We start from the raw sequence: 22,383 nt of genomic DNA on the forward strand, positions 1-22,383 counted from the left end.
CCAAGCTGGCCTTGGGCGCAGCCATGCGCAAGCTGCTGCATATCGCTTGGGGAGTGGTGCGTTCCGGCCTGCCGTTCGATCCCAATCGTGCCCTTGTCGGGGGGTAAGTAAGACGGTATCTACGGTGGGCAAAAAAACGCCCCGCTGTGCGGGGCGTTTTCGTGTGGGCTGTGGCGGCCGGATCAGACCGGCTCCAGCCAGCCCCACTTGTCGTTGGTGCGGCCGTCGAACAGGCCGAAATACAGCTCCTGCAGGCGACGGGTGACCGGGCCGGCGGTTCCGTGGCCGATCTGTTTGCCGTCGACCGCGTTGATCGGGGTGATCTCGGCCGCGGTGCCGCACATCAGCAGCTCGTCGCACAGGTAAAGGTACTCGCGCGGGAGGTCGCGCTCGACCACCTCGATGCCTTCCTCGCGGGCCAGCACCTTGAGCGTGTCGCGGGTGATGCCGGTGAGGATCGACGCGCTGGCCGGCGTGGTGTGCAGCACGCCGTCGAAGACCAGAAACAGGTTCTCGCCGGCACCCTCGCTGAGCAGGCCGGTGGAGGCCATGGCGATGCCTTCGCCGAAGCCCAGCCGGCGCGCCTCGCGCGCGATCAGCTGGCCGGAGAGGTAGTTGCCGCCGGCCTTGGCGCCAGCTGGGATGGTGTTCGGCGCGAAGCGCTGCCAGCTGGAGACGCAGGCGCTGATGCCTTTTTCCAGCGCGCCCGGCCCGAGGTAGGGACCCATCGGCCAGGTGGCCACGGCGACGTCGATCGGGGTGTCGGCGGACAGTCCGAAGCCGCCCAGGCCGCGGTAGGCCACCGGGCGCAGGTAGGCGGCGGTCAGGCCGTTCTTCTTGACGATGTCGCGGCAGGCCTGGGCCAGCTCATCCATGGAGTACGGCAGCTCCATGTCGTAAATGCGCGCGGACTGATACAGGCGCTTTAGGTGGTCGGTGAGGCGGAAGATCGCGGCACCGTCGGGCGTCGCGTAGCTGCGGATGCCCTCGAACACCGACGAGCCGTAGTGCAGGGCATGCGACATCACGTGGGTGGTGGCGTCTTTCCACGGCTTGATCTCGCCGTTCTGCCAGATCCATTCGGGGTATTGCTGCGCCATGACGGTTCTCCGTTGGGGACCGCCCATGATAGCGGATCGCCCCGGCGGCCGCCCCGGACGAAGGTCATCCGGCCGGCGGCAGCAGCCACACGCAGCCGGCGCGCCGCTCGATCGCGAAACGGGTGCTCTGCGGGCCGCCGTCGGCGCCGACGGTGACCGCGATCAGCGCCTGCGGGTCCGGCGCGACGGCGGCTGGCGGCGCGTTCGCGGCCGGGGTGTCGAGCTGCTCGCGCAACGGGCGGGTGGGGTCGTAGATCGAGGGGGCCGGCCCGGTGCTCGCGGTCCGGCTTCCATCGGTGTCGTCATGCAGGTCCAGCAGGGGCCGCGCGACCAGTGCGCCGAGTGCCTGGATCTGGTCGACGGCACCGCGCTCGCCGTAGTCGTCCCACAGCATCATGCCGGCCAGCCGGTTGGGCTGGTGCCGGGCGAACGCTTCCAGCACCTGTCGCCGCAGCGTCGCCGGATCGGCGGCACAGAGCTGCTCTGCCTGGTCTGGTGTGGGCGGCTGGGCGGGGCCGGCGACGGTCGCGGCCGACGGCAGCACCGGGGTGGCATCCAGCGTGCTGCAGCGACGGTCGGTGAACACCGGGTGCCCTGCCGGATCCACGCAGCGGTGGATCGCTCCCTGCGCGTGTGCGACCGGAATGGCACCAAGGGCCAGCAGCGGCAGCAGGACCAGTGAGGACGGAGGGCGCATCGGGGCAGCATAGAGCCGCCGCCGCAGGCGATCAGTGCAACTGGTCCAGGATTGCGAGCGTCGGCCGGGCACGGTTCAGCGTGTAGAAGTGCAGCCCCGGCGCACCGCTGTCGAGCAGGCGTCGGCACAACTGGGCCACCACCTCGGCGCCGAGCTGGCGGACCGACTCGGCATCGTCGCCGTGCGCCTGCATGCGCTTGACGATCCAGCGCGGGATTTCCGCGCCGCAGGCGTCGGAGAAGCGCTTGAGCTGGCTGAAGTTGCCGATCGGCATGATGCCTGGCACCACCGGCACCTCCACGCCCAGCCGCCGCACGTCGTCGACGAAGCGGAAGTAGGCATCCGCATTGAAGAAATACTGGGTGATCGCCCCGTCGGCGCCGGCGTCGACCTTGGCCTTGAAGTGGCGCAGGTCGGCCAGCGCGTCGTCGGCCTGCGGATGCGTCTCGGGGTACGCCGCCACTTCCACGTGGAAGTGGTCGCCCGAATGCTCCCGGATGAAACGCACCAGCTCGGCGGCGTAGCGGAAATCGCCGGGCGAGGCCATGCCGGACGGCAGGTCGCCGCGCAGCGCCACGATCCGGCGGTAGCCGGCGGCCCGGTAGCCGTCCAGCAGCTCGGCGATCTCCCTGCGGGTACCGCCCATGCACGACAGGTGAGGCGCCACGTCGATGCCGTGTTCGCGATGCAGCCGGGCCACTGTCTCGCCGGTGTAGCTGAGCGTGGAGCCGCCGGCACCGAAGGTCACCGACGCGTACTCCGGCCCCCGTGCCTTGAGCAGGGTGGCGGTGCGGTCGAGCTGCGCGCGCTGCTCGTCGGTCTTGGGTGGGAAGAATTCGAAACTGATCGGTAGCATGGCGTCGAACCGGGGAGCGATCGGGGCAGTATATATCTTTCATTCGCGATGAAAAGATGTATGGCTGTCCGCCCGAGTCGGCGTAGTCCCTGCGACAAGCTGTCCGCCCGGCCATCGCAAGTATTTTTGACCGGCATCAGTTAGCCCGCCCCCCACATCGCCCACGATGCGCTCGTTCCGACGCTCAGGAGGGGGCCCAGTGGGCAACTACAACGACAAGGTCGTGCGGCAGTTCGCCGTGATGACCGTGGTATGGGGCGTGGTCGGCATGCTGGTAGGCGTGCTGATCGCGGCGCAGCTTTATTTCCCGGCACTGAACTTCAACGTGCCGTGGCTCACGTTCGGGCGGCTGCGGCCGCTGCACACCAATGCGGTGATCTTCGCGTTCGGCGGTTGCGCGCTGTTCGCTACCAGCCTGTACACGGTGCAACGCACCTGCCATGTCCGGCTGCTGTCGGACAAGCTGGCCGCGTTCGTGTTCTGGGGCTGGCAGCTGATCATCGTGGCGGCCGCGATCAGCCTGCCGCTGGGCTACACCCAGGGCAAGGAATACGCCGAGCTGGAATGGCCGATCGACATCGCCATCGCGATCGTCTGGGTGGCCTACGCGGTGCTGTTCTTCGGCACCATCGCCAAGCGCAAGGTGAAGCACATCTACGTGGCCAACTGGTTCTACGGCGCGTACATCATCACCATCGCGCTGCTGCACATCGTCAACAACCTGTCGATTCCTTCCGGATGGATGACGTCCTACTCCATCTATTCCGGCTCGGTCGACGCGATGGTGCAGTGGTGGTACGGCCACAACGCGGTCGGTTTCTTCCTGACCACCGCCTTCCTCGGCATGATGTACTACTTCGTGCCCAAGCAGGCAGGCCGGCCGATCTACTCGTACCGGCTGTCGATCGTGCACTTCTGGGCGCTGATCGCCATCTACATGTGGGCCGGCCCGCACCACCTGATGTACACGGCGCTGCCCGACTGGGCGCAGTCCCTCGGCATGGTGTTCTCGCTGATCCTGCTGGCGCCCTCGTGGGGCGGCGCGATCAACGGCATCCTTACCCTGTCGGGTGTCTGGCACAAGCTGCGCACCGACCCGATCCTGAAGTTCCTCATCGTCTCGCTCTCGTTCTACATGATGAGCACGTTCGAGGGGCCGATGATGTCGATCAAGACGGTCAACTCGCTCAGCCACTACACCGACTGGACCATCGGCCACGTGCATTCCGGCGCGCTGGGCTGGGTGGCGATGATTTCGATCGGTTCGATCTACGCGATGCTGCCGCGCCTGCTCAACCAGCAGCAGATGTACTCGGTCAAGCTGATCGACACCCACTTCTGGCTGCATACCATCGGCGTGGTCGTGTACATCGCCTCGATGTGGATCGCCGGCGTGATGCAGGGCCTGATGTGGCGTGCCACCGACCCGGACAACGGCACCCTGGTGTACTCGTTCGTCGAGTCGCTGAATGCCACCAAGCCCTACTACCTGTTCCGCCTGGGCGGTGGCCTGATCGTGCTCAGCGGCATGTTCGTGATGGCCTGGAACGTGTTCAAGACCTTCCAGCAGGCGCGGGGCGCGATCGTCGCGCAGCCGGTGCTGCCGGCGGACGCTGCCGATGCCAGGGCCTGAGGGGACGGACATGACCGAGACAACGCATTTCCACGACAAGATCGAAAAGAACATCGGCCTGATGGCCATCCTGATCGCCGCCGCCGTCTCCTTCGGCGGCCTGGCCGAGATCGTCCCGCTGATGTTCCAGGCCGAGACGATCAAGCCGTTGCCGGGCATCAAGCCCTACCCTGCGCTGCAGCTTGCCGGGCGGGACATCTATATCCGCGAGGGTTGTTACAACTGCCATTCGCAGATGATCCGCACGCTGCGCTTCGAGACCGAACGCTACGGCCACTACTCGCTGGCCGGCGAGTCGGTCTACGACCATCCGTTCCAGTGGGGCAGCAAGCGCACCGGACCGGACCTGGCCCGCGTCGGCCTGCGCGGCTACTCCGACGACTGGCAGCGCGCGCACCTGCACAACCCGCGCGACGTGGTGCCGGAGTCGATCATGCCGGCTTACCCGTGGCTGGAGAAAAACAAGCTCGACGGCGAAGAGGTCGCCCGGCACATGAAGGCACTGCAGCGCATCGGCGTGCCGTACTCCGATGCCGAGATCGCAGCGGCGCCGGAGGAGGTCAAGGGCAAGACCGAGCAGGACGCGGTGGTCGCGTACCTGCAGCATCTCGGCACGCACCTGACGCCGGCCGACGACAACGCACCGCAGGGGAGTGACTGACATGGTGGCCGGACTGATTACCGCAGTACTGCTGGTGCTGTTCGTCGGCGGCTGGATCTGGCTGTGGCTGCCGCGCAACAAGCCGGCGCTCGATGCCGCCGCGCGCATGCCGCTTGAAGACGACAACGGGGAGGAAACGCCATGATGACCTCGGGATGGACGTGGTACGTGGTCATCCTGGTCGCGCTGAACATCGCCGGCTGCTTCTGGCTGCTGATGGCGAACGTGAAGCGCCGCCCCGGCGACCCTGCGCCGGAAGACACCAGCCACGTGTGGGACGGCGACATCACCGAATACAACAAGCCGCTGCCGCGCTGGTGGATCAACCTGTTCTACATCACCATCGTCTTCGGCATCGGCTACCTGTTCTGGTACGGCGTGGGCCGCATGCACGGCTTCGGCCACTGGAGCTCCAAGTCGGAATGGGCGCTGGACAAGGCCGCCGAGGATGCGCGGCTGGAAGAAACCCTGAAGCTCTACGCCGGCAAGCCGATCGACGTGCTGGCCAAGGATCCGGGTGCGGTGGCGATCGGTCGCACGATCTTCGCCGACAACTGCGCGGCCTGCCATGGCTCCACCGGCCTGGGCGCCAAGGGCTTCCCCAACCTGACCGACAAGGCCTGGTACTGGGGCGGCTCGCCCGACCGCGTGCTGGAGACCATCCTCAAGGGCCGCAACGCGGTGATGCCGGCCTGGGGCACCGTGCTCACGGCGCAGGGCGGCCCGCTGGCGGTGGACGACGTGGTCGCCTACGTGCAGTCGCTGTCCAAGCCGGGCCACGTCGAGGACGCTGCGGCGCAGCGCGGCAAGGCGATGTTCGGCACGCTGTGCATCGCTTGCCATGGCCCGGACGGCAAGGGCAACCCGATGCTCGGCGCGCGCGACCTGACCACGGCCCACTGGCTGTATGGCGGCAGCAAGGAAGCCCTGCACAAGACCATCGCGGAAGGCCGCAACGGCATCATGCCGGCATGGGAACCGCGGCTGGGCGAAACCCGCGTGCGACTGGTCGGCGCCTATGTCTGGACGCTGTCGAAGCATGACGATGCGGCGCCGCCGGAGGCGGCTCCGTGAACCGGCTGGCGGAAGGGCAACCCTCCGCCCCGGCGCGCCGCTTGCTCCGGCGCGCCGGCGCCATCCTCTGGCCCAGCTTCTTTTCGGCGGGTGTGATGACCATGGTGTTCTTCGCCTACGTCGATCCGCAGGCATTGCAGGACATGACCTTCCCCACGCTGCACCTGGATCGCGAGCTGGGCTACACGTTCGGCTTCTTCCTCGCCTGGATCGGCACCGCCTCGTCCAGCCTGTTCACCTGGATCCTGCTGCGACCGCGCAAGGCCTTCCACCACGCGCCCGGTACGCCTGAACACCGCCCATGACATCACGCATTCCCCTCAAGCTCGTCGAGGAAGGCAGCGACTCGTTCTACGTGAGCGAGCGCAAGGTCTACCCGCGCGAGGTCTCCGGCCGCTACAACCGCCTGCGCGTCGCCGCGGTGGTGTGGCTGCTGGGCATGTTCTACCTATTCCCGTGGCTGCGCTGGGACGGCCGCCAGGCGGTGCTGCTGGACCTGCCGGCGCGGCAGTTCCACATCTTTGGCCTGCTGTTCCTGCCGCAGGACTTCCTGTTCCTGGCGATGCTGCTGATGATCGCCGCGCTGGCGCTATTCTTCTTCACCGCGCTGGCCGGGCGCCTGTGGTGCGGCTATGCCTGCCCGCAGACGGTGTGGACCGAGGTTTCGCTGTGGATCGAGCAGTGGATCGAGGGCGACCGCAACAAGCGGATCAAGCTCGACGCGATGCCGTGGAACCGCGAGAAGATCCTGCGCAAGGGCGGCCGTCACCTCGCATGGGCGCTGTTCTCACTGTGGACCGGCTTCACCTTCGTCGGCTTCTTCAGCCCGATCGTCGACCTGGCGCGGCGAGTGCCGTTCCAGCTCGGCGGCTGGGAAGCGTTCTGGATCGTCTTCTACGGCGTCGCCACCTGGGGCAACGCCGGCTTCCTGCGCCAGCAGGTGTGCAAGTACATGTGCCCCTACGCGCGCTTCCAGAGCGCGATGTTCGACCGCAACACGCTGATCATCGCCTATGACCCGATGCGCGGCGAGCCGCGCGGTCCGCGCAAGCGCGGCCTGACCAGCGTGCTGGCGCGTGCCCGCGGCTTGCTCGACAAGGTCGTCGCCCACGACTACGTGTTCCGCGCCAGCCGGCATCCGTCGGCCGCGGACAACCGCACCCAGGCCAGCGGCACGATCACGCTCAGCGGTCCGGGCGTGAAGGTCGAGCCGCTGCCGAAGTTCGCCCTCGAGGAACTGGGCGACTGCATCGACTGCACGATCTGCGTGCAGGTGTGCCCGACCGGCATCGACATCCGCAACGGCCTGCAGTACGAGTGCATCGCTTGCGGCGCCTGCATCGACGCCTGTGACGAGGTGATGGACAAGGTCGGCTATCCGCGAGGCCTGATCCGCTACTCCACGCAGAATGCGATCGATGGCGCGCCGGCGAAGGTGCTGCGCCCCCGCATCATCGTGTACGGCCTGCTGCTGACCGCGCTGGCCGCCGCCTGGGGCTGGGGCGTCACCCATCGCAGTCCGCTGCTGGCCGAGGCGCTGCGCGACCGCAACGCCATGTACGCACAGGCCGACGACGGCAATGTCGAGAATAGCTACACCATCAAGCTGGTGAACAAGAGCCAGCAGACGCATCGCTACCGCATCGAAGTGGCCGGCGGCGCGGACCTGGAGGATCTCTCGCTGCGCGGCGGCCCGAAGGTGGTCGTCGCCAACAGCGGCGAGGTGCTTTCGGTGCCGGTCACCGTGGCGGCCTCCTCGGAGACGATCGGGCGCCACGTGGTGCACTTCACCGTGCACGGCGTCGATACGCAGGCGACCGTGACCATCGACAGCAGCTTCTTCGGACCTTCGCCATGAACAAGCCCCGCAACGCCTGGCGTGAACCCATGGTGTGGATGCTGATCGGCCTGCCGCTTGCGATGGTGGCGATCGGTTTCGCGCTGTTGTTCGCCGCCGTCGATCACGCCGGCCCGACCGCCGACACGCCGGACAGGGTCACCCGTCTGGGCCACCTGCAGCTGACCGCGGAAGAGGCGCCGCAGACCCGGGGATCCAAGCCGGTGACCGAGCTGATCCTCCGCCACAACGGCGGCATGATCGAAGCGGTGCCGACCGACGCGCGCATCGCCCGGGGCGGCGACCTTACCGTCGTGCTGACCGCGCAGGACGCGTCCGCCGAGGTGCTGACCCTGCACCTCAAGCCCAGCGAACTGGGCTGGCGCGGCGCCGGGGTGATCAGCGACGCGCGCAACTGGCGCATCGAGGCCACCTCCGACCGTGCACCGTGGCGACTGCAGGGACAGTGGCCGGCCGAGGCGCGGTTCGCGCGGCTCGCGCCGTAAGGCGGGCCGTGCCGGTGGACCAGCGCGTCGTTCACAGCTGCTACCACTGCGGCGCACGGTTGCCGCCCTCACCTGTGCTTGTGGCACTCGATGGTCGGCCGCAGCCGTTCTGCTGCCACGGCTGCGCCACCGCCGCGCAGTGGATCCGCGACGCGGATCTGGGCGACTACTACCGCCTGCGCAGCGACCCCGGTGCGCGGGTCGATGTCGAGGCGGCCGATCTCGGCGCCTGGGACGGCAAGGAGCTGCTGGCCGAGCACACCGTGCCGGTCGACGGCGGCTGCGAGATCACCGTGCTCACCGACGGCATGCGCTGCGCGGCGTGCGCCTGGCTGGTCGACCGGGCCCTGGAGCGCACGCCGGGCGTGCTCGATGCCGGCGCCAATGCAGTGACCGGGCGCATCCGCATCGCCTGGGATCCCGCGCGCACGCGGCTTTCGGCGGTGCTGGGCCAGCTGTCGATGCTCGGCTACCGGGCTTACCTGGCGGGAGACCCGGCGGCGGAGCGCCAGCGCGTGGCCGATCGTCGGCAATGGCTGCTGCGCCTGGGCATCGCCGGACTCGCGGCGATGCAGACGATGATGCTGTCGGAGGCTTCGTACCTCGATTTCGGCCACCATATGAGCGTGCCTACGCGCGACCTGTTCCGCTGGTTCACCCTGCTGGTCTGCGCTCCGGTGGTGTTCTACTCCGGCTGGCCGTTCATCGAGGGCGCCTGGAGCGGCCTGAAGCGCCGTCACCTCGGCATGGATGTGCTGGTCGCCGGTTCGACCCTGCTGGCCTACTTCGCCAGTGCCGTCGCGACCGTGCGCGGGGGGCCGCACGTGTGGTTCGACGCGGCCGCGATGTTCGTCTTCCTGCTGCTGCTGGCGCGGCTGCTGGAGCAGCGCGCGCGGCGCATCGCCAGCGCCCAGGTGGACACGCTGGCGCGCGCGCGACCGGTGCTGGCGGTGCGCGAGCGCGCCGACGGCACGCGCGAGTCGGTGTCGCTGTCGGCCCTTCGGGTGGACGATGTCGCCTGTGTCGCCGTCGGCGAGGCGGTGCCGGCCGATGGCGAGCTGCTGGATCCGCACGCGCAGTTCGAGGAAGCCCTGCTCACCGGCGAGTCGCATCCGGTGACCAAGCGTGCCGGCGATCCGGTGTACGCCGGCACGCACTGCCGCGAGACGCCTGCGCGCCTGCGCATCACCGGCATCGGTAGCGCCACGCGCCTGTCGCAGCTGACCCGGCTGGTCGAGCAGGCGCAGGCCCAGCGTCCGCCGCTGGCGCAACTGGCCGACCGGATCGGTGCCCTGTTCGTCGGGGGGGTGCTGCTGGCCGCACTGACGGTTTACCTGGGCTGGCGCATCGTCGAGCCGGAGCGCGCGTTCGAGGTGGCGCTGTCGCTGCTGGTGGTGAGCTGCCCTTGCGCGCTGTCGCTGGCCGTTCCTGCGGCGCTGGCCGCAGCCAGCGGTGCGCTGGCGCGGCGGGGCATCCTGCCGGTGCGTGCCGGCGCGCTGGATCGGCTCGCCCGCGTCACCGACCTGGTGTTCGACAAGACCGGCACGCTGACCCGGGTGCATCCGGTGCTCGAGGCGGTCGAGGTTTTCGATGGCATGGACGAGGCACGTGCCTGCGCGCTGGCCGCCGCGCTGGAGCGCGACAGCGGCCACCCGATCGCCGCCGCATTCGCTGGCGAAGAAGAGCCTCTCGCCGTCGAGTCGCTGCAGCTGGTCGCGGGACAGGGGCTTAGCGGCCGGATCGAGGGCGTCGACTGGCGTCTGGGTGTCGCACCGTTCGCTGCCGGCCGCGCCGACGACGGCCAGGTGTGGCTGGGTGACGGTACGCGCGCGTTCGCCCGCTTCACCATGCGCGAGGGGCTTCGCACCGACGCGGCCGATACCCTCCGCGCACTTCGGGCGCTTGGCCTCACGGTGCATCTGGCCAGCGGCGACGGCGCTGCCGCGGTGGAGCGTATGGCCGCGACCCTGGGCATCGACGATGCGCGGGCCCGGCAGCGTCCGGAAGACAAGCTTGCCCTGGTGTATGAACTGCAGGCGCGGGGACGTACCGTGGCGATGGTCGGCGACGGGCTCAACGATGCCCCGGTGCTGGCCGGTGCCGATGTCTCGCTGGCGATGGGCGAGGGCGTGGCGCTGGCGCAGCGCGCCGCCGACCTCGTACTGACCGCGCCGGAGCTGATGCGCGTACCGGCCGCCATCGCGCTGGCGAGGCGCACGCGGCGCATCATCCGCGAGAACTTCATCTGGGCGGTCGGCTACAACCTGGTTGCGCTGCCGCTGGCTGCGATGGGCCGCGTCACGCCGGGCTGGGCTGCGCTGGGCATGGCGGTATCCTCGCTGGTCGTCACCCTGAACGCGCTGCGACTGATGCGTCGTTCGCGCGAGGAGCATCGTCCATGACCATCCTGCTGATGCTGATTCCGCTCAGCGTGGTGCTGCTGGCCGTGTCCATCAGCGCTTTCGTGTGGGCGGTGCGCAAGGGCCAGTTCGACGACCTGGACACGCCGGCGCTGGACATCCTGCGCGATGACCCACCGGCCGCGCCGACCGAGGCGGACGATGACGCTCGATAGCCTGACGCTCACCGCGGCGCTGCTCAGCGGTCTGCTCGGTGGCGCGCACTGTGCGGCGATGTGTGGCGGTATCGCCACCGGCTTCTCCGCGCGTGCGCCGCAGGCCGGATGGGCCGGAGCGCTGCAGCTCAACCTCGGCCGGGTCGGCGGCTACGTGCTCGCCGGGGCGCTGGTCGGTGGCGTGGGCGACGGCCTGCTGCGCGTGTTCGAGATTCCCGGCCTGGCGGTGGCGATGCGGGTGGCCGTGGGTCTGGTGCTGGTGCTCGCCGGTCTGCGCCTGCTCGATCGCAGCGGTCGCTTCAACGTGTTGTCGCGACCGGGGGCGCGGATCTGGCGCGCGCTGCAGCCGCTGCTGCGTCCGTTGCTGCCGGCGAACACCGCGCCGCGGCGGCTGGCGGCCGGCATGTTGTGGGGCTGGCTGCCGTGCGGGCTCAGCACCACCCTGCTGGCGGCGGCCTGGATGCAGGCCAGCGCGGTGCACGGTGCGCTGACCATGGCGGCGTTCGGGCTCGGCACCCTGCCGGTGATGCTGCCGCTGACCTGGTCGGGCGCGCGCATGGGGCGCTGGCTGCAGCGGCCGGGGGTGCGTCATGGCGCGGGCGCGCTGGTACTGGTGGCGGGCGTGCTGACCATGGCGGCGCCGTGGCTGATGCAGGTGCCGGCCCTGCACGACGCGCTTGCCGCGCTGGGCTGCGGGCCGCGGTCCCGATGAAGGCAACGCGCCGCGGGCTCAGTGCTCGCGGCGCGTCGGGTCCTGCCGTGTCGGCTCAATCCCGATCGGGCTGTGCTTCGTGGTACCCGGCGGGGATCGCCGTGCTGAAGATCGCGGCATCCAGCGGCGGATCGACGGTGACGTGGATGCGCTGGCTCATCGCCATGCCGTTGCCACCGACCTTGACCGCCCGCGGGACGCCCTCGTCATCGGCCCACAGCGCGATGCGCATGCCCTGCACATCGAGCTGCCAGCCGTGGGTGATGCGACCGTCGACGATGCGCTGGCCGGGCAGCTCGACCGCCTTGCCCTGGAACTGGCGGATCGCGTCCAGCCACTTCAGCGCGGCGTCGGATTTCGGCTTCGCATCCGCCGGCAGAGTAAGCAGCATCGCCATGCGCGGCCCGTGCAGCAGGGTCAGCACGCGATGCTCGGCGGCGTTCACCACCACGCTGGTGGCCTCGCCGATGTCGGTGCGGGCGTTGCCGGCGCGGTCCATGCGGACCCGGATCGTCGGCATCGCGATGCCCTGCGACTGCTGCTCGATGGTCATCGACAGGGTCCGGAAGTCGCGCAGGTGCTTCAGTGCCAGGTCGAAGGCGACGCCACGCGAGGTCGGCATCAGCACCAGGGCGAGCACCAGGCAGGCGGTGGCGACGGTGGCGAATGCGCCGATCCAGCGGGCCGCGCGGACGCGCCGTGGACGGGCCTCGACGAGGCGGCGCTCCAGCTTTGCCTGCGCGGCATCGAGCGCGGCGGTGGTCGGCTCGCGGACCAGCGCCTGCAGATGGCTGGCCAGGGCGGGGGACAGGATCGGTTCCATCACAGCACCTCCTGCGCGGAGCGCGCACGGTCGTTGAGCAGCGATTCCAGCGCCTGCGCCGCACGGTGCAGGCAGACGCCGACGTGGTTTGGGGTGAGGCCGGTGGCGCGGGCGATCGCCACGGTGTCCAGGCCGTGGAGGTGCCGCAATACGAAGCACTCGGCGTGCTGCGGCTTCAGCCGGGCCAGGGCGGCGCGCAGGCGCTGTGCCCGTTCGGCCTGTTCGGCATCGTCCGCGGCGGTATCGGTGGCTTCCGGCTCGGCGGCTTTCCACAGCGGACGCAGGCGGCGCCAACGCTGCCTGCTGCGCAGGCGGTCGATCGCCTGCCGCGTGGCCATGGCGGCGAGGTAGGCCGGCCACGAGGCGACGTCGGTAGGTGGCTTCTCCAGCAGGCGCAGGAACACGTCCTGCTGCACGTCTTCTGCCTGGCCGGCGTCGCCGAGCACGCGCCAGGCGGCGAGATAGACGGCGCGGCCGTAGCCGCGGGCCAGGGCATTGACGTCGGGCGGAGCGGTGTCCGTCATGGGCTCGCCTCCGCGGGAAAGTGACAGGGGCATGGTACGTCTCCGGGTGGATTCACCCTTCAGACGCACCGGCCCGCCCAATTCTTACAGTTGCAGCCGCCGGAAACGACGAAGGGCGCATCGCTGCGCCCTTCGCTTCGGTGTTGCGGAACGCCGTCGCCGATCAGTAGCGGTAGTGCTCCGGCTTGTACGGACCTTCCACCGCCACGCCGAGGTACTTGGCCTGGGCCGCGGTGAGCGTGGTCAGCTTCACGCCGATCTTCTCCAGGTGCAGACGGGCCACTTCCTCGTCCAGCTTCTTCGGCAGGATGTAGACCTTGGGCTCGTAGATGTCCTTGTGCGCCCACAGGTCGATCTGCGCCAGGGTCTGGTTGGAGAACGAGTTCGACATCACGAAGCTCGGGTGGCCGGTGGCGCAGCCCAGGTTGACCAGGCGGCCTTCGGCCAGCAGGAAGATCGCGCGGCCGTCCTTGAAGGTGTACTTGTCCACCTGCGGCTTGATGTTGAGCTTGGTGGCACCGCTCTTCTGCAGACGCTCGACCTGGATCTCGTTGTCGAAGTGGCCGATGTTGCAGACGATCGCCTGGTCCTTCATGCCCTGCATGTGTTCCAGGGTGATCACGTCCTTGTTGCCGGTGGTGGTGACGTAGATGTCGCCACGGCCGAGGGTGGATTCGACGGTGTTGACCTCGAAGCCTTCCATCGCCGCCTGCAGGGCGTTGATCGGGTCGATCTCGGTGACCACCACGCGGGCGCCGTAGGCGCGCAGCGAGTGGGCGCAGCCCTTGCCGACGTCACCGTAGCCGCAGACCACCGCCAGCTTGCCGGCCAGCATCACGTCCATCGCGCGCTTCAGGCCGTCGGCCAGCGACTCGCGGCAGCCGTACAGGTTGTCGAACTTGCTCTTGGTGACCGAGTCGTTGACGTTGATCGCCGGGATCAGCAGCTTGCCGGCCTCGGCCAGCTGGTACAGGCGGTGCACGCCGGTGGTGGTCTCTTCGGATACACCCTTCCAGTCCTTCACCACGGTGTGCCAGAAACCCGGGCGCTCGGCGTGCACGCGCTTGAGCAGGTTCTTGATCACCTGTTCCTCGTGGCTCTCCGAGGCGGTCTCGACCCACTTGTCGCCGTTCTCGAGCTCGTAGCCCTTGTGGATCAGCAGCGTCACGTCGCCGCCGTCGTCCACCACCAGCTGCGGGCCGAGGTAGCCGCCCTTGCCGTCGGGGAAGGACAGCGCGTCCAGCGTGCAGTCCCAGTACTCCTCCAGCGTCTCGCCCTTCCAGGCGAACACCGGGGTGCCGGAGGCGGCGATCGCCGCGGCGGCGTGGTCCTGGGTGGAGAAGATGTTGCACGAGGCCCAGCGCACGTCGGCGCCGATGTCCTTCAGCGTCTCGATCAGCACGCCGGTCTGGATGGTCATGTGCAGCGAGCCAGTCACGCGCACGCCCTTGAGCGGGGCGCTGGCGGCGTACTTCTTGCGGATCGACATCAGGCCGGGCATTTCCTGCTCGGCGATGTCCAGTTCCTTTCGGCCAAAGTCGGCCAGGCCGATGTCGGCGATCTTGTAGTCGTGCGACACGGTTTCGCGGGTAACAGCATTCATTCGGAGAGCTCCAGTTCTGTGCAGGAGCCCCGCGGCGCCGGGGAAGGTCGCTCGCGAGACTGCCGCGTGATAGCAACCGGGCGCCGTTTTCGAACCTGCCGCGTCGAGCCTGGCCACCGGTGCTTTCCGGTCCGGATAACCGGACGGAATGGCGGAATTCCGCCTGCCTGTGGTCGCAGCGCCCCTCGACGGGCATCTGGGCATTGTAGCCGCAACCGGCCGTGCGTGTCCGGTGCCGCCGTGTGCCGTGGACCGACTCTTGACATGCTGCACCCGCAGCATTTGCTAGTCTTGGGCGGATTCACACAAGGGAGACCTCCATGCCTTTCCAGCCCGACACCCCCGACCTGCCGCACGATGCCCCCCTGCGCGAGGACGTCAGCCGGATCGGCGCGATGGTCGGGCAGATGCTCGCCGAGCAGCGCGGGGAGGCCTTCTTCGAGAAGGTCGAGGCGGTGCGCACCACGGCGATCCGCCGCCGCCGCGAGGACGAGCCGGTGGCGCTGCTGGACCGGGCGCTGAGCGGCATGCAGGCGGAGGAGGCCGAAGCGCTGGCGCGCGCCTTCGCCACTTATTTCCAGGCGGTGAACATCGCCGAGCGGGTGCACCGCATCCGCCGCCGCCGCGACTACCAGCGCAGCGATAGCCATCCGCAGCCCGAGTCCCTGCTCGACGTGCTGACCCGGCTCAAGGCGCAGGGCGTCACCGCCGCCGAACTGGTCGACTGGCTGGGTCGCCTGCACGTGGAGCCGGTGTTCACCGCGCACCCGACCGAGGCGGTGCGCCGCTCGCTGCTGGAAAAAGAGCAGGCGATCGTGCGCTCGCTGGTGGACAACTTCGACCCTACCCGCACCCCGCAGGAGCGCAAGGAGGACGACGACCGCATCTTCATGGCGCTGTCCTCCGGCTGGCAGACCGCCGAGGCCTCGCCGGTGCAGCCCACCGTGCAGGACGAGCACCACCACGTCGGCTTCTACCTGGCCAACCCGATCTACCGCATCGTGCCGGCGCTGTACGAGCAACTGGCCGATGCGCTGCAGCAGGTCTACGGCATCGCGGTGCCGATGCCGCGGCTGCTCAGCTTCGCCACCTGGGTCGGCGGCGACATGGACGGCAATCCCAATGTGGGCGCCGACACCATCGCCGCGAGCCTTGCCAGCCAGCGCGCCCATGTGATCGAGCACTACGAGGAGGATGTGGCCGGGCTGGCCCGCCTGCTCAGCCAGACCGAGGGCCGCGTGGCCGTATCGCCGGAGCTGCTGGCGCGGCTGGAGGACTACCGCGAGCGCTTCCCGGAAGCGGCAAAGAAGATCCGCCCGCGCCACGCCGACATGCCGTACCGCACCCTCCTGACCCTGATCGGTGCGCGGCTGGAGGCCACCCACGAGGACGATCATCCGGAAGGCTATACCTCGGTCGACGAGCTGGCCGGCGACCTGGAGCTGATCGCGCACAGCCTGATCGACCACCACGGCCTGCACGCCGGCGCCTATGCGGTGCAGCGGCTGGTCCGCCGCGTGCGCACCTTCGGCCTGCATCTGGCGCGGCTCGACGTGCGGCAGGACTCGCAGGTGCACGACGACGCGCTGGCCGCGCTGCAGGGCGACGCCGACTGGGGCCAGCGCAGCCCGGCCGAGCGGGTCGAGAAGCTGCATCCGTTCGCCAGCGGCGAGCAGGCGCTCGCCCCGGTCGAGGAGGAGAACGCCCAGCGCATGCGCTCGGTGTTCCAGGCGCTGGGCACGGCCCGTCGCCGCTACGGCGCCGAGGCGATCGGCCTGTACATCATCTCGATGGCGCGCACGGCGGCCGACGTGCTGGCCGTGCTCGCGCTGGCCCGCCACGGTGGCCTGGCCGTGGAAGGCGAGCCGGTGCCGCTGGACGTGGCGCCGCTGTTCGAGACGGTGGACGACCTGAAGAACGCCCCGGCCACGCTGCGCGCGCTGCTGGCCGACCCGGTCTACCGCACGCACCTGGCCTCGCGCGGCGACCGCCAGTGGGTGATGCTCGGCTACTCCGACAGCGGCAAGGACGGCGGCACGCTGGCCTCACGCTGGGGCCTGCAGCGCGCCCAGGTGGAGCTGCTGGACATCGCGCACGAGGCCGGCATCCAGCTCGCCTTCTTCCACGGTCGCGGCGGCTCGGCCAGCCGCGGCGGCGGCCGCATGACGCCGGCGCTGATGTCCTCGCCGCGCGGCTCGGTGGCCGGCGTGCTGCGGGTGACCGAACAGGGCGAAGTGATCCACCGCAAGTACGGCATCCGCGCGCTGGCGCTGCGCAACCTGGAGCAGACCGTCGGCGCCGTGCTGCGCGCCAGCCTGCGTCCGCGCGAGGTGGAATCGCGCGAGGACATCTGGCGCGAGCGCATGCACGTGCTCTCGGCGACCAGTCGCAAGCACTACCGCGCCTTCGTCGACCGCGAGGGATTCGTCGAGTATTTCCGTGCCGCCACGCCGATCGACGTGATCGAGCGCATGACCCTGGGCTCGCGCCCCTCGCGCCGGCGCTCGATGCGCGGCGTGCAGGACCTGCGCGCGATCCCCTGGGTGTTCTCCTGGACCCAGTGCCGTTCGATCCTCACCGGCTGGTACGGCCTGGGCACCGCGCTGGAACACGGCGCGGCCGAATTCGGCGAAGCGGCGCTGGTCGAGATGGCGCGCGACTGGTCGTTCTTCAGCAACATGCTCGACGACGTGGAGATGGTGCTGGCCAAGTGCGACCTGGCCATCGCCGAGGCGTTCTCGACGCTGGCCGGCGAGCTGCACGCGCCGTTCTTCGCGCTGATCCGCGAGGAGTTCGCGCGCACCTGCCACTGGGTGCTGCGCCTGAAGGGCAGCGACGAGCTGCTGCAGGACTCGCCGCGACTGGCCCAGTCGATCCGCCTGCGCAACCCGTATGTGGACCCGATGAGCGTGCTGCAGATCGACCTGCTCAGGCGCTGGCGCGCCAGCGATCGCGGGGACGAGGCCCTGCTGCGCGCCCTGGTCGCCTGCGTCAACGGTGTCTCGCAGGGGCTGCAGAACACCGGCTGAGCGGTCGCCGTCCCGGGGCTGTCCGTCTTTGGTCGGGCGATTCCGGAAGCGGACACTGTGACCGGACACATCGGCGTGTCCGCGTCCCGAAAACGGCGTTACGGCGCCGTTTTCGCTTTTCGCGGGTAGCTGGCACGCTGCTTGCGATGTCCTGTCGCATGGATATCGCCAACCCCCAGTTCAGGATCCAGCGGCGTCGCCGGCTGCGGTGGTCGATCGCCGGCGGCGCGGTCGCGCTGGTCGCCGTCGTGGTGCTGGTGATGCGGCTGGGGCCGGCGTTGCCGGTAGTCGAGCGGGGCAGCCTGTGGATCGATACCGTGCAGCAGGGGCAGATGCTGCGCGAGGTGCGCGCCACCGGCACCCTGGTGCCGCGCTCCAGCCGCTGGCTGGCCGCATCCACCGCGGCACAGGTCGAGCAGATCAAGGTCTGGCCCGGCGCCACGGTGAAACCTGACACGGTGCTGATGACGCTGGCCAATCCCGCGGTGGAGGATGCGCTGCGCAACGCCCAGGCCCTGGTGGCGGCGGCGGAAGCCGACGTCGCCGCCAAGCGCGCGGAACTGCGCTCGCAGTTGCTGGACCAGCGCTCGGCACTGGCCCAGGCCGAGTCCGACTACGCCTCGGCCAAGGTCAAGGCCGACGCCGACGCCACGGCGGCCGCGCTGCACCTGATTCCCGACGTGCAGTTCCGCCAGGGCCAGATCGCGCTGAAGCAGCTGGCGACCCGCCGTGACATCGAGCGGCAGCGCGTGGCCGCCTTCGCCGGCAACATGCATGCCCAGCTCGACGCGGTGCAGGCCAGGCTGTGCCAGCAGCAGAGCAACCTCGAACTGCGCCAGCGCCAGGCCGATGCCCTGCAGGTGAAGGCCGGCATCGCCGGGGTACTGCAGGAGGTGGCGGTGCAGGAGGGTGCGCAGGTGGCCGAGGGCGCCAACCTGGCACGGGTGGCGCGGCCGGATGTGCTGATCGCGCGCCTGCAGGTGCCCGAGGTACAGGCCAAGGACGTGGCCCTCGGCATGCCGGTCAGCGTGGACACGCACAACGGCCTGGTCGCCGGCGCGGTCGAGCGCATCGACCCGGCCGTGCGCGACGGCAGCGTGCAGGTGGATGTGCGGCTGGACGGCAAGCTGCCGCCCGGCGCACGTCCGGACCTCTCGGTGGACGGACGCATCCGCGTCGCCACGCTGGACCACGTGCTCTCGGTCGGTCGGCCGGCCTCCGCGCGCGCCGATGCCGACATCACGCTGTTCCGCCTCGATCCGTCCAGCGGCATCGCCACCCGCGTGCCGGTGCGGTTGGGCGCGGCGTCGGTCGATCGGGTGGAGATCCGTCGTGGCCTGAAGGCCGGCGATCAGGTGATCCTCTCCGACACCAGCCAGTGGGACCGCTACGACAGGATCCGCGTGAAGTGAACCATGCCGCAGGGTAGGAGCCCGCTTGCGGGCGATGCTTTTCGGCTTTGATGCAGATCGGGAGCAAAAGCATCGCCCGCAAGCGGGCTCCTACACACAACCAACCATGTAGACGGGAATCATGATGAACCCATCGTCCAGCGTCATCGCCCTCGACGGCATCCGCAAGGTGTTCCAGGCCGACGAGGTGGAAACCCACGCACTGAGCGACGTGCACCTGGCGGTGCATCGCGGCGAGTACGTGTCGATCTCCGGCCCCTCCGGCTGCGGCAAGACCACGCTGCTGTCGATCCTCGGCCTGCTCGACACCGCCAGCGCCGGCAGCTATGTGCTCAATGGCCACGACGTGGCGCAGCTCGATGCCGCCGCGCGGGCGCGCATCCGCAACGCCGAGATCGGCTTCATCTTCCAGGCGTTCAACCTGATCGGCGACCTCACCGTGCAGGAAAACGTGGAGCTGCCGCTGACCTACCGCGGCGGCATCGGTACTGCCGAGCGGCGCGCGCGCGCGCACGAGGCACTGGAGCGCGTGGGCATGGCGCATCGCATGCGGCACCACCCGGCGCAGCTCTCCGGCGGCCAGCAGCAGCGTGTGGCGGTGGCGCGCGCACTGGTCGGCAAACCGGCGATCCTGCTCGCCGACGAACCCACCGGCAACCTCGACTCGCGCAACGGCGAGGCGGTGATGGCGCTGCTCGACGAACTGCACAAGGGCGGCGCGACCATCTGCATGGTCACCCATGACGCCCGCTATGCCGAGCTGGCCCAGCGCAAGATCCGCCTGTTCGACGGCCGCGTGGTGGACGAAGACACCTTTGACCGCCTGCGCCGCGAGGACGAGGCCCGGCTGGACGCGCTGATCGGCTCGCGCGATGGCCTGCAGGCATGAGTCCCTTGCTCGCCGAGCTGTGGCGAGCCTGGCGGGCCAGCCTGCGCCGGCCGGGCTTCCTGCTGCTGGCCAGCGGCGTGCTGGCGCTGGGCGTCGGCGCCAGCGCGGCGGTGTTCGCGTTGCTCGATGCCACCTTGCTGCGGCCGCTGCCGTTTCCGCAGGCATCGCGTATCGCGGAGGTCGGCCGGATCTTCGGCGGCGAGGTCGGCACCATCTCGCCGCACGAGTACCAGTTCCTCGACGGCATGCATGGGGTAAGAGCGCTGGGCCTGATTCGTCCGGGCTCGGTCGCCAACATTGCCGGTGCCGGTGCGCCGCGGCAGGTACCGGTGACCTACATCGACCGCGGCGTGCTGGCGGCGCTCGACATTCGCCCGGTGCTCGGGCGCAACTTCAGCGAGTCGGAAGACCGGCCGAACGGGCCGGCCGTCGTGATGCTGAGCTACGGCCTGTGGCAACGCGACTACGGCGCCGCTGCCGGCGTCGTCGGTCAGGCCATGCAGGTGGAAGGTCGGCCGGCGACCATCGTCGGTGTGCTGCCGCAGGCGTTCGATAGCCTCCCCGATCCCGGCGGCATCGTGCTGCCGCTGGCCCTGCCGCCGGCCAGCCGCGACTACAACCACAACGGCCACCTGGCGATCGCGCGTCTGGCCGCGGGCGTCAGCCTGGCGTCGGTCGGTGCCCAGGCGGATGCACGCGAGCGCGCGATGTACCGCGACATGGCCATGGGCGGGAACTGGAAGCAGCCCTGGTTCGGCGCCACCTCCCTGCAGGCGGCACTGCACCGCGGCGAGCGCCCGGTGATGATGCTGTTCGTGGCCAGCGCCGTGCTGATCCTGCTGATCGCCCTGGTCAACCTGATCAACCTGATGCTGTTGCGGACACTGTCGCGCAGCCACGATGTGGCGGTGCGCAGCGCGCTGGGCGCACCGCTGCTGCGGTTGCTGTTGCCGGCGGCGGCCGAGGGCCTGCTGGTCGGAGTGGTGGGGACGGCTCTGGGCATGCTGCTGGCATGGTCCGGGCTGCGCCTGCTGCTGCCTTTCATCCCCAGCCAGTGGCTGCACGGCGGCCGGATCGACATGGGGGCTCCGCTGTGGATCATGGCGTTCGCCGTCGGACTGCTCGGTGCCCTGCTGGCCGCCGCGCTCGGCTTGTGGCGAAGCCGTGGTGCGACCGGCGTCGACGAGCTGCGCGAGGGCGGACGCAGCGGCATGGGCGCGCGCAGCGGGCGTCTCGGGCGCGTGCTTGTGGTGGTGCAGGTCGCGCTGGCGGTGGCCCTGCTGTGCTCGGCGGGCGCGATCGCCCATGGCGTGCTTGCCGCTTCACGGGTGCAGCTCGGCTTCGCCAGCGACCAGCTGCTCACCTTCGAACTGGTGCCGGTGAAGGCGCATTACCCGGATGTCGGAGCCGTGCAGACCCTGGCGCAGCGCGTGGCGCGACGCCTGCGCGCCATTCCCGGGGTCACCGGGGCGGCGGTGACCACCAACCTGCCGGCCAGCGACGGGCTCTACGGCCAGTTCAACAACGGCATGAAGACGCCGGAGGGCAAACAGTTCGAGGCGCAATTGCATGGCGTGGGCACCGGCTTCTTCCAGGTGTTTTCCATCGCCCTGAAACAGGGGCGGGTATTCGGTCGTGACGACACCGCCGGCAGCGAACCGGTGGCGGTGGTCAGCCGCGACCTGGCCGACCGCTATTACGACGGCAACGCGATCGGCAGGACCGTGATGGTCGAAGTCAGCCACGGCCCGGATCTTCCGGTGCGCATCGTCGGTGTGGTCGCCAACACCTACCAGCGCGGACCGCTGCAGCCGCGGCAGCCGATGGTGTACCTGCCGCTGGCGCAGATGCCGCGCAACACGATGGACATCTTCCTCGGCCTGGAACCGCTGCGCTTCGTCCTGCGTGTCCACGGCCGCCCGGCCGACTGGCGCGCGAGCGTGGAGCAGGCGGTGGCCGAAGTCGCGCCCGGTCAGCCGATCGCCCACCTGGAATCGATGCGCAGCATCGTCCGCCAGACCACCGCCGACGCGCGTCTGGGCATGCTGATGGTCGGCCTGTTCGACGCGCTGTCGCTGTTGCTGGCGGTGGCCGGCATGTACGCGGTGATAGCGGTCGCGGTGGCGGCGCGCGAACGCGAGTTCGGCGTGCGCACGGCGCTGGGTGCCTCGCCTTCACGCATGACGCGACTGGTGCTGCGTGGCGGCCTGGGACAGGTCGTTGTCGGCCTGGTGATCGGTGTCGGTCTCGCGCTGGGCGCATCGCGGTTGCTGGCAAGCCTGTCGATGGCGGTGGCGATGTCCTCGATCGGCCGCATCGGCGTCTTCGACCCCGTCGCGACGCTCGGCGTATGCGTCGTGCTCGCCCTGTCCGGCCTGCTGGCCTGCCTGCTGCCGGCGCTGCGTGCCGGCCGGGTCCAGCCGATGTCGGTGCTGCGCGGTGACTGAGTAGC

General features: G+C 69.6%; 20 protein-coding genes and 1 riboswitch. Of the genes, 14 read left to right on the top strand and 6 right to left on the bottom strand.

Annotation, left to right across the window (positions count from 1 at the left end):
• Nucleotides 1–182: 182 nt before the first annotated feature.
• The 3 genes from NC595_RS07265 to metF all read right to left on the bottom strand — a co-directional run bounded on the left by NC595_RS07265 (nucleotide 183) and on the right by metF (nucleotide 2,653).
• Nucleotides 183–1,100, bottom strand: coding sequence for a branched-chain amino acid transaminase (locus NC595_RS07265; RefSeq protein ID WP_017462975.1), 918 nt, complete (start codon nucleotides 1,098–1,100; stop codon nucleotides 183–185).
• A gap of 64 nt (nucleotides 1,101–1,164) precedes the next feature.
• The gene (locus NC595_RS07270; protein WP_253565715.1) at nucleotides 1,165–1,797 is read right to left on the bottom strand and encodes a DUF4124 domain-containing protein; all 633 of its coding nucleotides are present in this window, start codon (nucleotides 1,795–1,797) and stop codon (nucleotides 1,165–1,167) included.
• 31 nt (nucleotides 1,798–1,828) lie between these two features.
• The gene (gene metF, locus NC595_RS07275; protein ID WP_253565716.1) at nucleotides 1,829–2,653 is read right to left on the bottom strand and encodes a methylenetetrahydrofolate reductase [NAD(P)H]; all 825 of its coding nucleotides are present in this window, start codon (nucleotides 2,651–2,653) and stop codon (nucleotides 1,829–1,831) included.
• A gap of 166 nt (nucleotides 2,654–2,819) precedes the next feature.
• On the opposite strand from metF, the gene ccoN reads away from it, so the two are divergent.
• The 10 genes from ccoN to NC595_RS07325 are packed head-to-tail and all read left to right on the top strand — an operon-like array spanning nucleotide 2,820 to nucleotide 11,651.
• Complete coding sequence (gene ccoN, locus NC595_RS07280) at nucleotides 2,820–4,286, top strand: cytochrome-c oxidase, cbb3-type subunit I (RefSeq protein WP_253565717.1); 1,467 nt, start codon at nucleotides 2,820–2,822, stop codon at nucleotides 4,284–4,286.
• Nucleotides 4,287–4,296: 10 nt separating this feature from the next.
• Nucleotides 4,297–4,947: a cytochrome-c oxidase, cbb3-type subunit II gene (gene ccoO, locus NC595_RS07285; protein ID WP_253565718.1), complete on the top strand. Its 651-nt coding sequence runs from the start codon at nucleotides 4,297–4,299 to the stop codon at nucleotides 4,945–4,947.
• A gap of 1 nt (nucleotide 4,948) precedes the next feature.
• The gene (locus tag NC595_RS07290) at nucleotides 4,949–5,092 is read left to right on the top strand and encodes a cbb3-type cytochrome oxidase subunit 3 (RefSeq protein WP_253565719.1); all 144 of its coding nucleotides are present in this window, start codon (nucleotides 4,949–4,951) and stop codon (nucleotides 5,090–5,092) included.
• On the top strand, nucleotides 5,089–6,021 hold the full coding sequence (gene ccoP / locus NC595_RS07295) for a cytochrome-c oxidase, cbb3-type subunit III (RefSeq protein WP_236886409.1): 933 nt from the start codon (nucleotides 5,089–5,091) through the stop codon (nucleotides 6,019–6,021). The genes NC595_RS07290 and ccoP overlap by 4 nt, the downstream gene beginning before the upstream one ends.
• On the top strand, nucleotides 6,018–6,326 hold the full coding sequence (locus tag NC595_RS07300) for a hypothetical protein (protein WP_253565720.1): 309 nt from the start codon (nucleotides 6,018–6,020) through the stop codon (nucleotides 6,324–6,326). The genes ccoP and NC595_RS07300 overlap by 4 nt, the downstream gene beginning before the upstream one ends.
• The gene (locus NC595_RS07305; protein WP_253565721.1) at nucleotides 6,323–7,879 is read left to right on the top strand and encodes a 4Fe-4S dicluster domain-containing protein; all 1,557 of its coding nucleotides are present in this window, start codon (nucleotides 6,323–6,325) and stop codon (nucleotides 7,877–7,879) included. Before NC595_RS07300 ends, NC595_RS07305 begins: the two co-directional genes overlap by 4 nt.
• The gene (locus tag NC595_RS07310) at nucleotides 7,876–8,364 is read left to right on the top strand and encodes a hypothetical protein (protein ID WP_253565722.1); all 489 of its coding nucleotides are present in this window, start codon (nucleotides 7,876–7,878) and stop codon (nucleotides 8,362–8,364) included. Before NC595_RS07305 ends, NC595_RS07310 begins: the two co-directional genes overlap by 4 nt.
• 14 nt (nucleotides 8,365–8,378) lie before the next feature.
• The gene (locus NC595_RS07315) at nucleotides 8,379–10,766 is read left to right on the top strand and encodes a heavy metal translocating P-type ATPase (protein WP_343214896.1); all 2,388 of its coding nucleotides are present in this window, start codon (nucleotides 8,379–8,381) and stop codon (nucleotides 10,764–10,766) included.
• Entirely contained in the window at nucleotides 10,763–10,939 is a 177-nt protein-coding gene (gene ccoS, locus NC595_RS07320) for a cbb3-type cytochrome oxidase assembly protein CcoS (protein ID WP_253565724.1), read from the top strand. The genes NC595_RS07315 and ccoS overlap by 4 nt, the downstream gene beginning before the upstream one ends.
• On the top strand, nucleotides 10,926–11,651 hold the full coding sequence (locus NC595_RS07325) for a sulfite exporter TauE/SafE family protein (RefSeq protein ID WP_253565725.1): 726 nt from the start codon (nucleotides 10,926–10,928) through the stop codon (nucleotides 11,649–11,651). Before ccoS ends, NC595_RS07325 begins: the two co-directional genes overlap by 14 nt.
• A 55-nt stretch (nucleotides 11,652–11,706) precedes the next feature.
• On the opposite strand, the gene NC595_RS07330 is transcribed toward NC595_RS07325, so the two are convergent.
• The 3 genes from NC595_RS07330 to ahcY form a co-directional block, all read right to left on the bottom strand.
• On the bottom strand, nucleotides 11,707–12,474 hold the full coding sequence (locus NC595_RS07330; RefSeq protein ID WP_253565726.1) for a hypothetical protein: 768 nt from the start codon (nucleotides 12,472–12,474) through the stop codon (nucleotides 11,707–11,709).
• Nucleotides 12,474–12,998, bottom strand: a complete 525-nt coding sequence (locus tag NC595_RS07335) for an RNA polymerase sigma factor (RefSeq protein ID WP_253565727.1) — start codon at nucleotides 12,996–12,998, stop codon at nucleotides 12,474–12,476. Before NC595_RS07335 ends, NC595_RS07330 begins: the two co-directional genes overlap by 1 nt.
• A gap of 163 nt (nucleotides 12,999–13,161) precedes the next feature.
• Nucleotides 13,162–14,601 (bottom strand): adenosylhomocysteinase, encoded by a 1,440-nt coding sequence (gene ahcY / locus NC595_RS07340; RefSeq protein WP_253565728.1) that lies wholly within the window; start codon nucleotides 14,599–14,601, stop codon nucleotides 13,162–13,164.
• 71 nt (nucleotides 14,602–14,672) lie between these two features.
• Nucleotides 14,673–14,794, bottom strand: a riboswitch (S-adenosyl-L-homocysteine riboswitch).
• A 127-nt stretch (nucleotides 14,795–14,921) separates the two neighbouring features.
• Between ahcY and ppc the strand changes: the two genes are divergently transcribed.
• The 4 genes from ppc (at nucleotide 14,922) to NC595_RS07360 (ending at nucleotide 22,378) form a co-directional block, all read left to right on the top strand.
• Nucleotides 14,922–17,630, top strand: coding sequence for a phosphoenolpyruvate carboxylase (gene ppc / locus NC595_RS07345; RefSeq protein ID WP_256489008.1), 2,709 nt, complete (start codon nucleotides 14,922–14,924; stop codon nucleotides 17,628–17,630).
• A gap of 158 nt (nucleotides 17,631–17,788) precedes the next feature.
• Nucleotides 17,789–19,042, top strand: a complete 1,254-nt coding sequence (locus NC595_RS07350) for an efflux RND transporter periplasmic adaptor subunit (protein ID WP_253565729.1) — start codon at nucleotides 17,789–17,791, stop codon at nucleotides 19,040–19,042.
• 124 nt (nucleotides 19,043–19,166) lie between these two features.
• A complete protein-coding gene (locus NC595_RS07355; RefSeq protein WP_253565730.1) occupies nucleotides 19,167–19,931 on the top strand; it encodes an ABC transporter ATP-binding protein in 765 nt (254 codons plus the stop codon).
• Entirely contained in the window at nucleotides 19,928–22,378 is a 2,451-nt protein-coding gene (locus tag NC595_RS07360; protein WP_253565731.1) for an ABC transporter permease, read from the top strand. The genes NC595_RS07355 and NC595_RS07360 overlap by 4 nt, the downstream gene beginning before the upstream one ends.
• The last annotated feature ends 5 nt before the right edge of the window (nucleotides 22,379–22,383 follow it).

It is taken from the genome of Dyella lutea (assembly GCF_024158035.1).
Lineage (GTDB): Bacteria > Pseudomonadota > Gammaproteobacteria > Xanthomonadales > Rhodanobacteraceae > Dyella_A > Dyella_A lutea.

What these genes read in the sequence shown, in the direction of transcription:
- NC595_RS07270 (WP_253565715.1), bottom strand. Translation starts at nt 1,797, where the DNA reads ATGCGCCCTCCGTCCTCACTGGTCCTGCTGCCGCTGCTGGCCCTTGGT.
- NC595_RS07350 (WP_253565729.1), top strand. Translation starts at nt 17,789, where the DNA reads ATGGATATCGCCAACCCCCAGTTCAGGATCCAGCGGCGTCGCCGGCTG.
- NC595_RS07265 (WP_017462975.1), bottom strand. Translation starts at nt 1,100, where the DNA reads ATGGCGCAGCAATACCCCGAATGGATCTGGCAGAACGGCGAGATCAAG.
- NC595_RS07310 (WP_253565722.1), top strand. Translation starts at nt 7,876, where the DNA reads ATGAACAAGCCCCGCAACGCCTGGCGTGAACCCATGGTGTGGATGCTG.
- ccoS (WP_253565724.1), top strand. Translation starts at nt 10,763, where the DNA reads ATGACCATCCTGCTGATGCTGATTCCGCTCAGCGTGGTGCTGCTGGCC.
- NC595_RS07325 (WP_253565725.1), top strand. Translation starts at nt 10,926, where the DNA reads ATGACGCTCGATAGCCTGACGCTCACCGCGGCGCTGCTCAGCGGTCTG.
- NC595_RS07360 (WP_253565731.1), top strand. Translation starts at nt 19,928, where the DNA reads ATGAGTCCCTTGCTCGCCGAGCTGTGGCGAGCCTGGCGGGCCAGCCTG.
- ahcY (WP_253565728.1), bottom strand. Translation starts at nt 14,601, where the DNA reads ATGAATGCTGTTACCCGCGAAACCGTGTCGCACGACTACAAGATCGCC.
- NC595_RS07355 (WP_253565730.1), top strand. Translation starts at nt 19,167, where the DNA reads ATGAACCCATCGTCCAGCGTCATCGCCCTCGACGGCATCCGCAAGGTG.
- ccoP (WP_236886409.1), top strand. Translation starts at nt 5,089, where the DNA reads ATGATGACCTCGGGATGGACGTGGTACGTGGTCATCCTGGTCGCGCTG.
- ccoN (WP_253565717.1), top strand. Translation starts at nt 2,820, where the DNA reads ATGCGCTCGTTCCGACGCTCAGGAGGGGGCCCAGTGGGCAACTACAAC.
- metF (WP_253565716.1), bottom strand. Translation starts at nt 2,653, where the DNA reads ATGCTACCGATCAGTTTCGAATTCTTCCCACCCAAGACCGACGAGCAG.
- NC595_RS07305 (WP_253565721.1), top strand. Translation starts at nt 6,323, where the DNA reads ATGACATCACGCATTCCCCTCAAGCTCGTCGAGGAAGGCAGCGACTCG.
- NC595_RS07330 (WP_253565726.1), bottom strand. Translation starts at nt 12,474, where the DNA reads ATGGAACCGATCCTGTCCCCCGCCCTGGCCAGCCATCTGCAGGCGCTG.
- ppc (WP_256489008.1), top strand. Translation starts at nt 14,922, where the DNA reads ATGCCTTTCCAGCCCGACACCCCCGACCTGCCGCACGATGCCCCCCTG.
- ccoO (WP_253565718.1), top strand. Translation starts at nt 4,297, where the DNA reads ATGACCGAGACAACGCATTTCCACGACAAGATCGAAAAGAACATCGGC.
- NC595_RS07335 (WP_253565727.1), bottom strand. Translation starts at nt 12,998, where the DNA reads ATGACGGACACCGCTCCGCCCGACGTCAATGCCCTGGCCCGCGGCTAC.
- NC595_RS07290 (WP_253565719.1), top strand. Translation starts at nt 4,949, where the DNA reads ATGGTGGCCGGACTGATTACCGCAGTACTGCTGGTGCTGTTCGTCGGC.